This is a genomic window from Yoonia sp. (assembly GCF_014859355.1).
Taxonomy (GTDB): Bacteria; Pseudomonadota; Alphaproteobacteria; order Rhodobacterales; family Rhodobacteraceae; genus Yoonia.
Genome location: NZ_JACUUJ010000034.1, coordinates 15,495 through 28,179 on the forward strand (window position 1 = coordinate 15,495; position 12,685 = coordinate 28,179).

The 12,685-nt window shown below is 58.0% G+C and carries 13 protein-coding genes and 2 pseudogenes; 7 read left to right on the top strand and 8 right to left on the bottom strand.

All coding sequences use genetic code 11. The features are described from left to right. Positions 1-145: 145 nt before the first annotated feature. The 4 genes from IBX59_RS11740 to IBX59_RS11755 all read left to right on the top strand — a co-directional run bounded on the left by IBX59_RS11740 (position 146) and on the right by IBX59_RS11755 (position 4,709). Positions 146-1,165 (top strand): amino acid ABC transporter substrate-binding protein, encoded by a 1,020-nt coding sequence (locus IBX59_RS11740; RefSeq protein WP_296375734.1) that lies wholly within the window; start codon positions 146-148, stop codon positions 1,163-1,165. Positions 1,166-1,309: 144 nt separating this feature from the next. Next, the gene (locus IBX59_RS11745) at positions 1,310-2,587 is read left to right on the top strand and encodes an ABC transporter permease subunit (RefSeq protein WP_296375736.1); all 1,278 of its coding nucleotides are present in this window, start codon (positions 1,310-1,312) and stop codon (positions 2,585-2,587) included. A 1-nt stretch (position 2,588) separates the two neighbouring features. Beyond that, positions 2,589-3,902: an amino acid ABC transporter permease gene (locus IBX59_RS11750; protein ID WP_296375738.1), complete on the top strand. Its 1,314-nt coding sequence runs from the start codon at positions 2,589-2,591 to the stop codon at positions 3,900-3,902. A 12-nt stretch (positions 3,903-3,914) separates the two neighbouring features. Further along, on the top strand, positions 3,915-4,709 hold the full coding sequence (locus IBX59_RS11755; RefSeq protein WP_296375740.1) for an amino acid ABC transporter ATP-binding protein: 795 nt from the start codon (positions 3,915-3,917) through the stop codon (positions 4,707-4,709). Positions 4,710-4,715: 6 nt separating this feature from the next. On the opposite strand, the gene IBX59_RS11760 is transcribed toward IBX59_RS11755, so the two are convergent. The 6 genes from IBX59_RS11760 to IBX59_RS11785 form a co-directional block, all read right to left on the bottom strand. Continuing rightward, positions 4,716-5,240 carry a histidine phosphatase family protein gene (locus IBX59_RS11760; protein ID WP_296375742.1) on the bottom strand — a complete coding sequence of 175 codons (525 nt, stop codon included), beginning with the start codon at positions 5,238-5,240 and terminating at the stop codon, positions 4,716-4,718. Further along, positions 5,237-5,884, bottom strand: a complete 648-nt coding sequence (locus tag IBX59_RS11765) for a ferredoxin (RefSeq protein ID WP_296375744.1) — start codon at positions 5,882-5,884, stop codon at positions 5,237-5,239. Before IBX59_RS11765 ends, IBX59_RS11760 begins: the two co-directional genes overlap by 4 nt. Positions 5,885-5,930: 46 nt before the next feature. Next, the gene (gene argB / locus IBX59_RS11770) at positions 5,931-6,806 is read right to left on the bottom strand and encodes an acetylglutamate kinase (protein WP_296375746.1); all 876 of its coding nucleotides are present in this window, start codon (positions 6,804-6,806) and stop codon (positions 5,931-5,933) included. Continuing rightward, positions 6,803-7,450 carry a ribosome biogenesis GTP-binding protein YihA/YsxC gene (yihA, locus tag IBX59_RS11775; protein WP_296375754.1) on the bottom strand — a complete coding sequence of 216 codons (648 nt, stop codon included), beginning with the start codon at positions 7,448-7,450 and terminating at the stop codon, positions 6,803-6,805. Before yihA ends, argB begins: the two co-directional genes overlap by 4 nt. Positions 7,451-7,500: 50 nt before the next feature. After that, positions 7,501-9,321 (bottom strand): membrane protein insertase YidC, encoded by a 1,821-nt coding sequence (gene yidC, locus IBX59_RS11780; RefSeq protein WP_296375748.1) that lies wholly within the window; start codon positions 9,319-9,321, stop codon positions 7,501-7,503. A gap of 174 nt (positions 9,322-9,495) precedes the next feature. Then, entirely contained in the window at positions 9,496-10,389 is an 894-nt protein-coding gene (locus IBX59_RS11785; protein WP_296375750.1) for a UTP--glucose-1-phosphate uridylyltransferase, read from the bottom strand. 47 nt (positions 10,390-10,436) lie between these two features. On the opposite strand from IBX59_RS11785, the gene IBX59_RS11790 reads away from it, so the two are divergent. Further along, the gene (locus tag IBX59_RS11790; RefSeq protein ID WP_367119379.1) at positions 10,437-10,907 is read left to right on the top strand and encodes an HAD family hydrolase; all 471 of its coding nucleotides are present in this window, start codon (positions 10,437-10,439) and stop codon (positions 10,905-10,907) included. 44 nt (positions 10,908-10,951) lie between these two features. Beyond that, complete coding sequence (locus IBX59_RS11795; protein WP_367119380.1) at positions 10,952-11,731, top strand: trehalose-6-phosphate synthase; 780 nt, start codon at positions 10,952-10,954, stop codon at positions 11,729-11,731. Positions 11,732-11,921: 190 nt separating this feature from the next. Here the strand turns inward: IBX59_RS11795 and IBX59_RS11800 are convergent. After that, positions 11,922-12,050: pseudogene (locus IBX59_RS11800) on the bottom strand (gfo/Idh/MocA family oxidoreductase); the annotation flags it as partial. Between the two features lie 95 nt (positions 12,051-12,145). Between IBX59_RS11800 and IBX59_RS11805 the strand changes: the two are divergent. Then, positions 12,146-12,476, top strand: a pseudogene (locus IBX59_RS11805) (thiamine pyrophosphate-dependent enzyme); the annotation flags it as partial. On the opposite strand, the gene IBX59_RS11810 reads toward IBX59_RS11805, so the two are convergent. Then, positions 12,461-12,685 (bottom strand): hypothetical protein (locus IBX59_RS11810; RefSeq protein ID WP_296375756.1); only part of this gene is annotated, 225 nt, incomplete at its 5' end. The pseudogene IBX59_RS11805 and the gene IBX59_RS11810 overlap by 16 nt on opposite strands.

A 12,685-nucleotide genomic window follows, 5' to 3' on the forward strand; every position in this document is an offset into this window, starting at 1 on the left:
GTCTGTCACACTTGACCTCTTTGTCAGATTCCGCACATTTGGTGCACTGGGGTCAGGGGACTGGGTCCATTGTACATGACTGTCCTGCGGGGCAGAAAAAAATTGGCCGCCCCGGAAAGGGGCGGAAACTCAGGAAGAGGTAAAAATGAAAAAAACCGTATTATTCGGTGCGCTGACTGTGACAGGTCTTGTCGCGGGTGTTGCATCGGCTGCGACGCTTGATGATGTCAAAGCACGTGGCACGCTGAACTGCGGCGTTTCGACGGGGTTGGCCGGGTTCTCTGTGCCAGACGCGAACGGGGTCTGGAAAGGCTTTGACGTCGGTGTTTGTCGTGCTCTTGCGGCGGCTGTTCTTGGTGATCCGATGGCGGTCGAATTCGTGCCAACCACTGGTCAAACACGTTTCACAGCGCTTGCGTCGGGTGAAATCGACATTCTGGCTCGGAACACCACATGGACATTCAGCCGCGATGTTGATCTGAAGTTCGACTTTGTCGGTGTGAACTACTATGACGGCCAGGGCTTCATGGTTCCCAAGGCGCTGGGCGTTTCGTCAGCCAAGGAACTGGACGGCGCGACTGTCTGTATCCAGACCGGCACCACAACCGAGCTGAACCTTGCGGATTTCTTCCGCACCAACAACATCAGCTATGAACCCGTGCCAATCGAAACCAACGCAGAAGCGCAGCAGCAGTATCTGGCTGGTGCATGCGACGTTTACACCACAGATGCATCAGGTCTGGCTGCAACACGTGCAACCTTTGAAAACCCCGGCGATCATATTCTGCTGCCTGAAATCATCTCGAAAGAGCCGCTTGGCCCGCTTGTTCGCCATGGCGATAACGAATGGGCTGACATTACGCGCTGGACATTGAACGCGCTGATTGCAGCAGAAGAACTGGGCGTGACCTCTGCCAATGTGGCCGAACTGGCTGCGGCACCGACAGATAACCCAGAAATCAACCGCTTGCTGGGTTCCGAAGGTGAACTGGGCGCGATGCTGGGGCTGGCGCCAAACTGGGCGCTGAATGCCATTGCCGCTGGCGGCAACTATGGTGAACTGTTCGAACAGAACATCGGTGAAAGCACCCCAATCGGTCTGGCCCGTGGCCTGAACGCAAAGTGGACCGAAGGCGGCCTGATCTATTCGCCGCCCTTCCGCTAAGACTTGATGAAGGCAAAGGGCCCGGCATTGCTGGGCCCTTTGTCCCATAGCGATAAAGCTATAAGAATTGCGCATCCTGCGGTGGAAATAGTCGGAACAATCGACAGCCACACGACCAACAGGAGCCACGGGAGAGATATACATATGTCGACGTTGACAGATCCGCCAACCGAATCATTTCGGCTTAGCCAACTTATTTATGACACGCGCTATCGTTCGATCACCATTCAGGTGGTAGCCTTTATCCTGATCCTTGCCGGCATGGCATGGTTGGTCAACAACACGATCTCGAACCTGCAGGCGCTTGGCAAAGATTTCAATTTCGGCTTTTTGAAAAATGCCGCTGGTTATGACATTAACCAGATGCTGATTGAATATAATAATCAGATGTCGCACGGGCGTGCCGCGATGGTTGGCATTCTCAACACGCTGCTGGTTGCCTTTCTGGGCTGTCTGACAGCAACGGTGTTGGGTGTTTTTGCCGGTGTGCTGCGTCTGTCAAAAAACTGGGTCGTCAACAAGCTGATGGCGGTCTACGTCGAAGCATTCCGCAACGTGCCGCTGTTGCTTTGGATCATCCTGATCTTTGCAATCATGACCGAAAGCATGCCGCGCCCCAATGACTTCCGCGGAGAAGACGCAACTTCCAGCATGATCCTTGGCGACAGCGTCGCCGTCACAAACCGTGGCATCTGGATCCCGCGCGTTGGTTTCACCAATTCGATCAGCGGGCAAGAGGCCGTCGCCCCAACCGAAGGTGCCGTGCCATTGGCCAGCGGCCTGTTTGATTGGGTCGTGATATTTGGCGTGCTGGGGCTGAGCATTCTGGCGATCCGCTTTATCCGTCGTCGTGCCGACCGGATCCAAGAGGCAACAGGCGTTCGCCCCGTGACGTGGTATCAGCAGATTGTCTTGCTGTTCGTGCCTGTAGGCATTGCCTTGTTCGCGCTGGGCGCGACGATCGTGCAACCCTACCTGCGCGGCTTTAACTTTACCGAAGGGATCCACCTGCGCAATTCGCTGATCGCGCTGTGGTTTGCGCTGTCGCTTTATACCGGTGCCTTTATCGCGGAAAACGTGCGCGCGGGTATTCTGGCCATTTCCAAGGGCCAATCCGAAGCGGCATTCGCGCTAGGGCTTCAGCCGAACCGCACAATGAGCCTGATCATCCTGCCACAGGCGATGCGGGTCATCATCCCGCCGCTGATTTCGCAGTATCTGAACCTGACCAAGAACTCGTCCCTTGCCATTGCTGTGGGGTATATGGATGTGCGTGCCACATTGGGCGGGATCACCATTAACCAGACCGGCCGCGAATTGGAAGGAATGCTGCTGCTTGGCGGATTCTATCTGGTGCTGTCGCTTTTGATTTCCGGGGCGATGAACCTTTACAACCGATCCACCCAACTGCAGGAGCGGTGAAATGTCAGACACAAATGCAAAATCTGTTTCTTACGTGCGCGACACGATGCTGGACGAACAGACCCCGCCACTGGCCGAGGTAGGTGTGATCAAATGGGTGCGCGAAAACCTGTTTTCAGGGCCGCTGAATACGGTCCTGACGATCATTTCGCTTTACGTTGTCTACTGGATTGTCAGCCACATCGGACCGTGGCTGGTCAATGGGATCTGGGATGCGGGTTCTTTGACGGAATGCCGCGCTATTCGCAACGCGACACTAGGCGAGGGCGCATCTGCCGCGTGTTTTGCCGTGATCACAGAACGCTGGCCGCAGCTTATTTTTGGATTTTACCCGCGTGATGCCTATTGGCGGCCTGTTCTGGCGTTGGTGGTGTTTCTGCTTGGTATTGCGCCAATTTTGTTCGACAGCTTGCCGCGCAAGATGTTGGTTGGCACGGTCGCCACGCCATTCGTGATGTATATGCTGCTTTGGGGTGGGTCGATCTGGGGGCCAATCGTCATCGGGCTTGGATTTATCGTTGGTGTCTTTGCCTTTCGGTTTCTTGCGGCCATCAACGCGCTTTTGGGCACCATCGGAGCGATCCTGGGGCCGATCCTGTTCTGGCTTTTGCTGGCGGGGCCGCTGATTAGCGTCTTGAACGGTGCCACCACAATAGGTCTGCCCTTTATTTCGTCGAAAGAATTTGGCGGGTTCACCCTATCGGTCGTCATTGGGATTTCGGCGATTATCCTGTCGCTGCCGCTGGGGATCCTGCTCGCGCTGGGGCGTCAATCCGACCTGCCGATCATCAAATATTCCGCCGTTGTCTTTATTGAAGTCATCCGCGGCGTGCCGCTGATCGTGTGGCTGTTTACCGCGTCATTGCTGCTGAACTATTTCCTGCCGCCGGGCACGAACTTTGATCTGATGCTGCGGGTGATCATCATGGTAACCCTGTTTTCGGCGGCCTATATCGCCGAGGTGGTGCGCGGTGGTCTGGCGGCATTGCCCAAGGGACAATACGAGGCGGCGGATGCTCTGGGCCTTGATTACTGGAAATCGATGCGGTTGATCATTCTGCCGCAGGCGCTGAAAATCTCGATTCCGGGAATCGTGAACACCTTTATCGGTCTGTTCAAGGACACGACTTTGGTGGTTTTCATCGGGTTGCTTGATCCCATTGGACTTGCCGGTGCGATCCGTGCCTCGACCGAATGGAACGGCGTCTACTGGGAGCTTTTCCTATTCATTGGCATCATGTTTTTCATCTTTTGCTACAGCATGGGCCGTTATTCACAGTATCTGGAGAAAAAACTCCAGCGTGAACACCGCTAAGGAGACTGACACATGGTTGGACAAACAACACAAGAACGCGCCGTTGATCGCAGCCAGATGAAGGTTTCGGACGAGGTTGCCATCGAAATTCACGACATGAACAAATGGTATGGCACCTTTCACGTGCTGCGTGACATCAACCTGACGGTGCAGCGCGGCGAACGCATCGTCATTTGCGGGCCGTCGGGTTCGGGTAAATCGACGCTGATCCGCTGCATCAACCGGCTTGAGGAACATCAGGCCGGGCAGATCATCGTTGACGGCACCGAACTGTCATCAGATCTGAAGAATATCGACAAGATCCGGTCAGAGGTTGGCATGTGTTTTCAGCACTTCAACCTGTTCCCGCATCTGACGATCCTGGAAAACTGCACGCTGGCCCCGATCTGGGTGCGCAAGACGCCCAAGAAAGAAGCCGAGGAAATTGCGATGCATTTCCTGAAAAAGGTGAAAATCCCCGAACAGGCTGATAAATACCCCGGGCAGTTGTCAGGTGGTCAGCAACAGCGCGTGGCGATTGCGCGGTCGTTGTGTATGAAACCCCGGATCATGCTGTTTGACGAACCGACATCCGCCCTTGACCCCGAAATGATCAAGGAAGTGTTGGATACGATGATCGAACTGGCCGAAGAAGGCATGACCATGCTGTGCGTGACGCATGAAATGGGCTTTGCCCGTCAGGTCGCCAACCGCGTGATTTTCATGGATCAGGGCCAGATCGTCGAACAGAACGAGCCAGAGGAATTCTTCCTCAATCCGCAGTCAGAGCGGACGCAACTGTTCCTGAGCCAGATCCTCGGGCACTAATCGCGCCTATTCCGCGTGGCCGGTCATGCCGATCAGGTCACGCGGCACCACGAAATCCACACAGTTCCCTTCATGCCGCCGGACGGCGCCCCATTCGGCGGCATCAAAGTCTATGACGGTCGTCGCGCAGGTCGGGTAATCACTGAACCGGCGATGGTCGGGCGCGGCGCGCACCAATTCACCCGCCAGAATACCGATGCCGGGGTTATGCCCGATCACGGCGATGACCGGCACCGTTTCTCGTTTGATCCGGTCAAGCATGGTATCGGGTGCGGCATGATACAGCCGTGGCGACAGGCGCAGGGGTGGTGTGGGGTGCAGCAGGGGCAGGATCAGGGCGGCGGTTTGTCGGGCGCGCACTGCATCCGAACATAAAACAAGATCCGGCAGATATCTGCGTTCAGCCAGCCAAGCCCCGATGGCACGCGCCGAATCCTGTCCGCGGCCATTCAGAATCCGGGCATGATCATCGGCAAACGGGTTGTCCCAATTTGATTTGGCATGGCGGATCAGGATCAGGCGCAGGGTCACAGGAAGGCCCCCATATGAAATGCGGCTTGTGGCGGCAGGCGCAGGCCCTGGCCCACGGGGCAGGCGCGCCGCGCTGCACAGCCCTGCGTCATGCAGTCCGTGCCCTGTGGGCTGTTAAGCCAGCCCTTGCAGATAGGCACGTCGTAGCCTTTGTTGAACGCGCCCACAGGGCAGGCGGTTTTGCAGGGGGTATCGGCGCAGGCATCGCAGGGTTTCACCCCAGGGGTATCGGGGGGCATATCCCACGGCACGGCCAATGCGCCGCGATAAGACGCGAACAGCCCCGCCCGATCATGCACCAGAAATCCGATGGGTGATGCCCATGCCCGCCCTGTTCGGATGGCCCAGCTTTGGAACGGGAAATAGGGCGGCCCGCCAAAGGGATAGACGGCGTGGCCGCCAAACCGTGCCGCCAGCGCGTCAAGCGTCGCCTGCGACCAGCGGTCCAGCGGGTGAGCCGCGCCGTCAGCGTAAAAATCGCTATGGCTGAAAATGCCCCAGAAGCGGGGTTCGTCAGGGCCGACAAGTATCAACGCCCCCTGGTCCAGTGGCAGCGCATCTGCTGGCGTGATCGCACAATGCCCCATGGTTTGCAGGCCATGGGCCGCAAGCGCGTGTATCACATTCGACAAGGTATCATTCATGCGCAAACCTTATCCACCAGCGCGCAGAACGCAAAGCGTTTGCGCCCTAGCGTGGTTCGCGGATGATAGAGCCTGCACCGTGTTCGGTGAACAATTCCAGCAGGCTGGCATTGGGCAGCCGCCCGTCAAGGATCACAACCGCGCGCACGCCTTTTTCCAGCGCATCCAGCGCCGTTTCGGTTTTCGGGATCATCCCCCCCGCGATCGTGCCATCGGCGATCATCGCGCGGACCTGATCGGGCGTCAGTTGGGTCACGACATTGCCGTTGGCATCCTTGACGCCCGGCACGTCGGTCAGCAGCAACAGACGGTCCGCCTTGAGTGCGCCCGCAATCGCACCGGCGGCCGTATCGCCATTGACATTAAAGGTTTCATTGGCCCCCATGCCGGTGGCAACCGGGGCCACGACAGGGATGATGCCCGCGTTATAAAGGTCGCGCAGCACCTGAACGTTCATTTCCACCGGACGGCCAACAAAGCCTAGTTCGGGATCGTCAGCTTCGGCGACCATCAGGTCGTCATCTTTGCCCGACAGGCCGACAGCGCGCCCGCCTTCGTCCATGATGGCCTGCACAATGCGTTTGTTGACAAGCCCGGTCAGCACCATTTCGACGACTTCCACCGTATCCTTGTCAGTGACACGCTTGCCACGCACAAATTCCGATTTGATCCCCAGCTTGTCCAGCATCTGGTTGATCATCGGCCCACCACCATGCACCACGACGGGGTTCAGCCCGACCTGTTTCATAAGCACGATATCGCGGGCAAATTCCGCCATTGCATCAGCATCGCCCATGGCGTTACCGCCGAATTTCACCACGACCACGGCACCGGCATAGCGTTGCAGATAGGGCACTGCCTCTGACAAGGTGCGGGCGGTGTTGATCCAGTCACGGTCCATATCGTCGGTCCTTTGCTTCATGATATCCCCGCAATCACGGCGCGGAGCGTGGCGATGCCTTCGCCCTTTTCAGAGCTGGTCAGGATCAGTTCGGGAAACGCCGCGGGGTGCTTGGCCAGTGCCGCACGGGTGCGCGCCATCGCATCATCCAGTGCGGCGCCTTTGACCTTGTCCACCTTGGTCATCACCACCTGAAAGGTCACGGCGGATTTGTCCAGAAGTGACATGATTTCTTCGTCCACGGCCTTGGCCCCGTGGCGCGCGTCGATCAGCACGAACACCCGCCGCAGGGTCTGGCGGCCCGACAGGTATTGTTTCAGCAGGCGCTGCCATTTTTCCACCACAGCGACCGGCGCATTGGCAAAGCCATAGCCGGGTAAATCAACGACATAGATATCGCCCGCAGTGAAAAAGTTGATTTCCTGCGTGCGACCGGGCGTGTTTGACGCGCGCGCCAGCCCCTTGCGGCCTGTCAGCGCGTTGATCAGGCTTGATTTGCCGACGTTGGACCGCCCGGCAAAGCACACCTCGGTGCGGTCGGCAGGGGGTAGCCCGTCCATTGCGACCACGCCTTTGACAAATTCGGTCTCGCCCGCGAACAGCATGCGCCCTGCCTCTAGCGATGCTTCATCGGGGGTCTTTACCTCGGGAAAGCGCAGTTCCATATCAGACACCTCGATCTTGTGTGTGTCGCGTGCAGGCATTGCCTGCGCCGCTATTTGCTTTGTTTCTTGTCCGCATCCGCCTGTTTTTTGCGCTTGATACTGGATTTGATATTGCCGAACACATCCGGTTTCGCCCCGTGGCTGCGCATGATGGCGTATTGCTGGATAAAGGTGATGACGTTGTTCGCGATCCAGTAAATCACAAGTCCGCTGGCAAAAGACCCCAGCATGAACATGAAAATCCATGGCATCCACGCAAAGATCATCTGTTGGGTCGGGTCCGTTGGGGCCGGGTTCAGTTTTTGCTGCAACCACATCGACACGCCCAGCAACAGCGGCAGGATACCAATAAAGATCAGCGCAAGGATCGAACCCTGTTCAGGCCCGTTGAAGGGCAGCAACCCATAAAGGTTCATGATCGACGACGGGTCAGGCGCGCTGAGGTCTTTGATCCAGCCGAACCATGGCGCGTGGCGCAGTTCGATGGTGACGAAAATCACCTTATACAAAGAAAAGAAGATCGGAATCTGCAACAGGATCGGCAGACACCCAGACGCGGGGTTCACCTTGTTTTCCTTGTAAAGCTTCATCATGCCCTGCTGCATGGCCTGCCGGTCATCGCCGGCGCTTTCCTTCAGCTTTTCCATTTCGGGCTGAAGTTCCTTCATCCGCGCCATGGACACATAGGATTTATAGGCCAGCGGCAGCACCAGCGCCTTGAGGATCACAGTCAGCGCGATGATCGACCAACCCATGTTGCCGATGTATGCATTCAGCGTGTGCAACAGCCAAAAGATCGGTTTTGTCAGGAAAAAGAACCAACCCCAATCAATGCTGTCCAGAAAACCGGTCACGCCTTCGTCATTTTCATAATTGCGGATGCTTTCCCATTCCTTTGCGCCCGCGAACAGCCGGGTCGACACGGTGGCGGTCGCGCCCGGGGCGACGGTTTCGGGCTGCATCACCGCTTCGGCCTGAAACAAATCGCGATTGTCGTAATATTTTGATGTTGACCGGAAAGGCGTGCCCTGTTGCGGGATCAGTGTCGTCATCCAATAATGGTCGGTATATCCGATCCAGCCGGCGGTGCTGACCTCGACCCGCTCGGCTTGGGTGCGTTCGCGGGGGTCCACCGCATAATCGGTAATTTTTTTGTATTTGGTTTCTTCCAACTCGCCATCGCTCATCCGCACAAGACCTTCGTGCAGGATGAAGAAATTCTTCAGGTCGGAAGGAACCCCCTGCCGCCGCAACAGCCCGTATGGCCGCGCGGAAACGGGTGCCGCACCCATATTCTGAACGCTTTGCGCAACAGTGAACATGAATGCATCATCCACAGAAACGGTGGTGCGGAAGATTTGGCCGGCGCCATTGTCCCAGACCAGTGTCACGGGGCTTGCGGGGGTCAGCGTGTCGCCGCTTTCGACTGACCATATCGTATCGGGGCCGGGCACTGCACCGGGGTCAATCCCGTCTGTCGCGGTCCAGCCGAAGGCTGCGAAGTAAGCGTCAGGCCCCCCGACGGGGCGTAACAACTGCACCGTGTTCGCGCCTTCATCAAGCGATTCACGGTAGGTGCGCAGCGCAAGATCGTCGATCCGCCCGCCTTGCAGCGACAACGAACCGCTAAGTTCGGGTGTTTCGATCGGGATGCGCGCCGCTTCGACCTGCACCGATTGCACAGGGTCTGTTGCCGGTGCTGTCGCGTCTGTCACTGGCTCTGCGGTTGGCAAGAGCGGGGCGCTTGCTGCCGCATCAAGGGTGGCGGGGGCGATGGGCGCCTCTTCTGGGGGAAACAGCACTGACCAGGCCATGATGACCAGAAAGCTGAGCACTGTCGCCAGGATGAGGTTCTTGTTCTGGTCGTTCATCTAAAACCGCCCATATCCGCATGAAAATCTGAGGGTGGTTCAACCTGTCAGGGGGGCAAAGGTCAAGCGGTTTTCAGCAAAAACGGCGTGACCGGCCACTATATGAACGCCCTGAACACCCTTTAGGTGCGAGTTTGTGTGCCTGCGCACCCGCGAATTCTGGCGTGCAGGCGGTCAAGCCGCGGTTGAGGAAGATTGCCCCGCGACAAATTCGTCCAGAACAGCATCAAAAGCCGGATCTTGTCGGGCAAGGTGCAGGCCGGCCGCCAGCATCCCCTGTTTTGACCCGCAATCAAACCGTTGCCCGGAAAATGCGAATCCGGACAGCCCTGTCGTGCAGATTTGTGTTGCAATCGCATCGGTCTGTTGGATTTCACCGCCAACACCGGGCGTTTGCCGCGCCAGCGCATCAAAGATAGCTGCGTCCAGCACATAACGCCCGACAACGGCGGATTTAGAAGGTGCCGCCGCAGGGTCCGGTTTTTCGACCATGCCATTCGCCTTGATCACGCGCCCGTTGCGCGCCAACACGGAAAGGATGCCATAGCTGGCAACGTCGTCGCGCGCGACGTCTATCGTGGCAACCATATGCCCGGAATCGCAATTGGGATAAGCCGCGATCATTTCTGAAAGGCATTCCTTGCTTCCCACAATCAGATCATCAGGCAATATGACGGCGACAGGGCCGGGCAGCACATTGTCGCGTGCGCACAGCACCGCATGCCCCAGACCCAGCGGTTCATCCTGCATCACGAACACCACGTCGTGCAGGTCTTCGTCGATGGCGGCTTGCTTCAGTTCGCGGGCCAGCCTGGCTTTGCCGCGTTCGCGCAGGTCCGCGTCATCCTGCACGTGGCGTTCGATGGCAGATTTCGACGGGTGGCTGACAAAGACAATGCGTTCCACGCCTGCGTCGCGTGCTTCGTCGATGGCGTATTGGATCAAGGGGGTGTCGATGACCGGCAAAAGTTCCTTGGGTGTGGCCTTGGTCGCGGGCAGAAACCGAGTGCCGAGCCCGGCAACCGGAAAAATAGCCGTTTTGACGATTGCTTCGGAATCTTCTGGCATGACAGGCATCTCCTTCATGGGCTTTGCCGCAGTGCAGCGACGGTCGTGTGCCCTGGCCCGATTTCGTTGTGGGTGACGTCGGTACGACGATTGCGCAGATGAAAGACCGCAAAGTATCGCCCATTGCCGCACTTGAGACAGAGATCGCCCAAGCATGGGCGGACCGTGGCGCGCGGGTGCGTGCGGCACTTGACGGGCACCCGGGCCTGACGTTGCAAACCACCGCATTCCGCTATCGCGTCAGCTATGACATGGACGCGGGCGCGTTTGATAACGGCGCGGTGCACATTGCCGATGATCTGGGCGCGGATGCGCTGATATCCGACAATCGCTTTTTTGATGTGCTGCCGCGCGGGGTCAGCAAGGGGCCGTCGCTGTTGCTGCTGGTCGAATATCTGGGTGTGGCGCGCACCCGCGTTCTGGCGGCGGGCGATACGTTGAATGATCTGTCGATGCTGGTGGCGCCAGCCTGTTCGATGTCACCACGCTGGAACGTCAGTCTGTCGCGCCAGAGCTGATTTCAGAAGGCACTGCGTTAAGTGAACGCAGCGCGCCCACGCTGATCGCATGCGACGGGCGGCAGATCGCGATCAGCTCTTCCGCCGTGGGTGTTTCAGTGGATTTTATCGAAAAGCGGGCAACAAACCCCGCTGTTCAGGCCGCTGCCCAGAAGATCAAACATGAAATGGGCGATGCCAATCTCATCATCTCGGTTGGGCGCACCGATTACACCAAGGGCGGGATGGCGCCGTTGGAAAGCTTCGAACGCGTGCTGGAGACCAACCCCGATTTGCGCGGCAAGGTGCGTCTGATGCATGTCTCGGTCAGCGCCAACCGCAATATGATGGCTTATGAGGATACGCAGGCCGCGCTGGAAGAGGCCGCAGGCCGGATCAACGGGCGGTTCGGCACGCTGGAATGGCAGCCGATCGCACTGATTTCACGCGCGATTCCCTTTGATGACCTGATCAAATATTATCTGGCTGCCGATGTGGCGTGGATCACCCCGCTGGCAGACGGTATGAACCTGGTCTGCAAGGAATATGTCGCGACACGCACCGACAATGACGGTGTGCTTGTCCTGTCGGAATTTGCTGGTGCGGCGGTTGAAATGGGGGCGGCGGTCATCACCAAACCGTTTTCCTATCGGTCGATGGATCGCGCGATTTTGCAGGCGTTGCACATGCCTGCCGATGAACGTCGCGCACGCATGATGGCGTTGCGTGACGTGGTAAAACGCTATTCTGTCGCTGCATGGGGCCGCGACCAGGATCGTGCATTTGCCGAAGCTGTTGCGCGCAGGCACGACGGCGGCGTGCAGATGGTTCAAATAGCGACTTGACCGCGGGCGTGGCGGGTCAGTTTTGAACATGACGTTTTGCCATTGTGCTGGCCGCTGATCGCTTGCCTGTGCTGTAACCGGGCAGTGCGCAAGCTGCGGAAATCCGGGGGGGGGAGCAAAGCCTGCCCCGCCCCGCCATTTTTGCCTTGTCGCCAACTGTGCGGATGCTGCGGCAGTATGCGGTGGCTGAAATTATCGCATCGTCCTCCAGCACACGGCTGGAAAAGGTTGATGCGAAATCAGCCAAGACTTTTTCCACCTGATCACCACAGATGAAACTGGTCGTATGCAGCGCATGGATGCCGCAATCCGCGAATTGTCAGCGTCGGTGGCATGTTCTTGCGGGGGCTATTCGCACCGTGATCATCGCTGGTGGCGGTGTGCAATACGCAGTGGCCGTGGCGGAACTGACCGGATATTTATTCATCTGTTCTGACCCAGAAAAAACTGATTGTAATGGTGCTTGATAACGGCGGCTTTGCCGTCATTCATAAGCTGCAAAACAACACCGGGCAGGACAGTTTCAACAGCCTCATCGCAGATTGCCCGACTGTGCCAGCCTCCTTTGTCGTGGATTTCGTAGCGCACGCCCGCGCCATGGGTGCCAATGCCGAGACTGTCGCCAACCCCGCGGAACTGGGTGCGGCCTTGCCTCCGCGCGAAAGCGTCACACAAGACCACTGTCATCGTGATGCAGGTTGACCCCTATGACGGGTGGACGACCCAAGGTCATGCATGGTGGGAATCGGCGCACTCAGAAGTGCCACAAACAGAAGCTGTACGGCCCTGCGTGCCGCCGTCGCCGCGGACCCCGCGCGTTTTGATCGGGTTGAAATTCTGCAAGAGACACACGACCCGATAGTGGCCGCCGCGCGGGCCATGATCCGCCAGTGCGGTGGTGTCATAGACCGGCACGTTCTTGGGGGCGGCGATGGCGTTGGGAATATCGGCGAT

Excerpts from the sequence above, each read along its gene's own strand:
- IBX59_RS11740 (WP_296375734.1), top strand. The coding sequence starts at position 146 with ATGAAAAAAACCGTATTATTCGGTGCGCTGACTGTGACAGGTCTTGTC.
- IBX59_RS11745 (WP_296375736.1), top strand. The coding sequence starts at position 1,310 with ATGTCGACGTTGACAGATCCGCCAACCGAATCATTTCGGCTTAGCCAA.
- IBX59_RS11750 (WP_296375738.1), top strand. The coding sequence starts at position 2,589 with ATGTCAGACACAAATGCAAAATCTGTTTCTTACGTGCGCGACACGATG.
- IBX59_RS11755 (WP_296375740.1), top strand. The coding sequence starts at position 3,915 with ATGGTTGGACAAACAACACAAGAACGCGCCGTTGATCGCAGCCAGATG.
- IBX59_RS11765 (WP_296375744.1), bottom strand. The coding sequence starts at position 5,884 with ATGAATGATACCTTGTCGAATGTGATACACGCGCTTGCGGCCCATGGC.
- argB (WP_296375746.1), bottom strand. The coding sequence starts at position 6,806 with ATGAAGCAAAGGACCGACGATATGGACCGTGACTGGATCAACACCGCC.
- yihA (WP_296375754.1), bottom strand. The coding sequence starts at position 7,450 with ATGGAACTGCGCTTTCCCGAGGTAAAGACCCCCGATGAAGCATCGCTA.
- yidC (WP_296375748.1), bottom strand. The coding sequence starts at position 9,321 with ATGAACGACCAGAACAAGAACCTCATCCTGGCGACAGTGCTCAGCTTT.
- IBX59_RS11785 (WP_296375750.1), bottom strand. The coding sequence starts at position 10,389 with ATGCCAGAAGATTCCGAAGCAATCGTCAAAACGGCTATTTTTCCGGTT.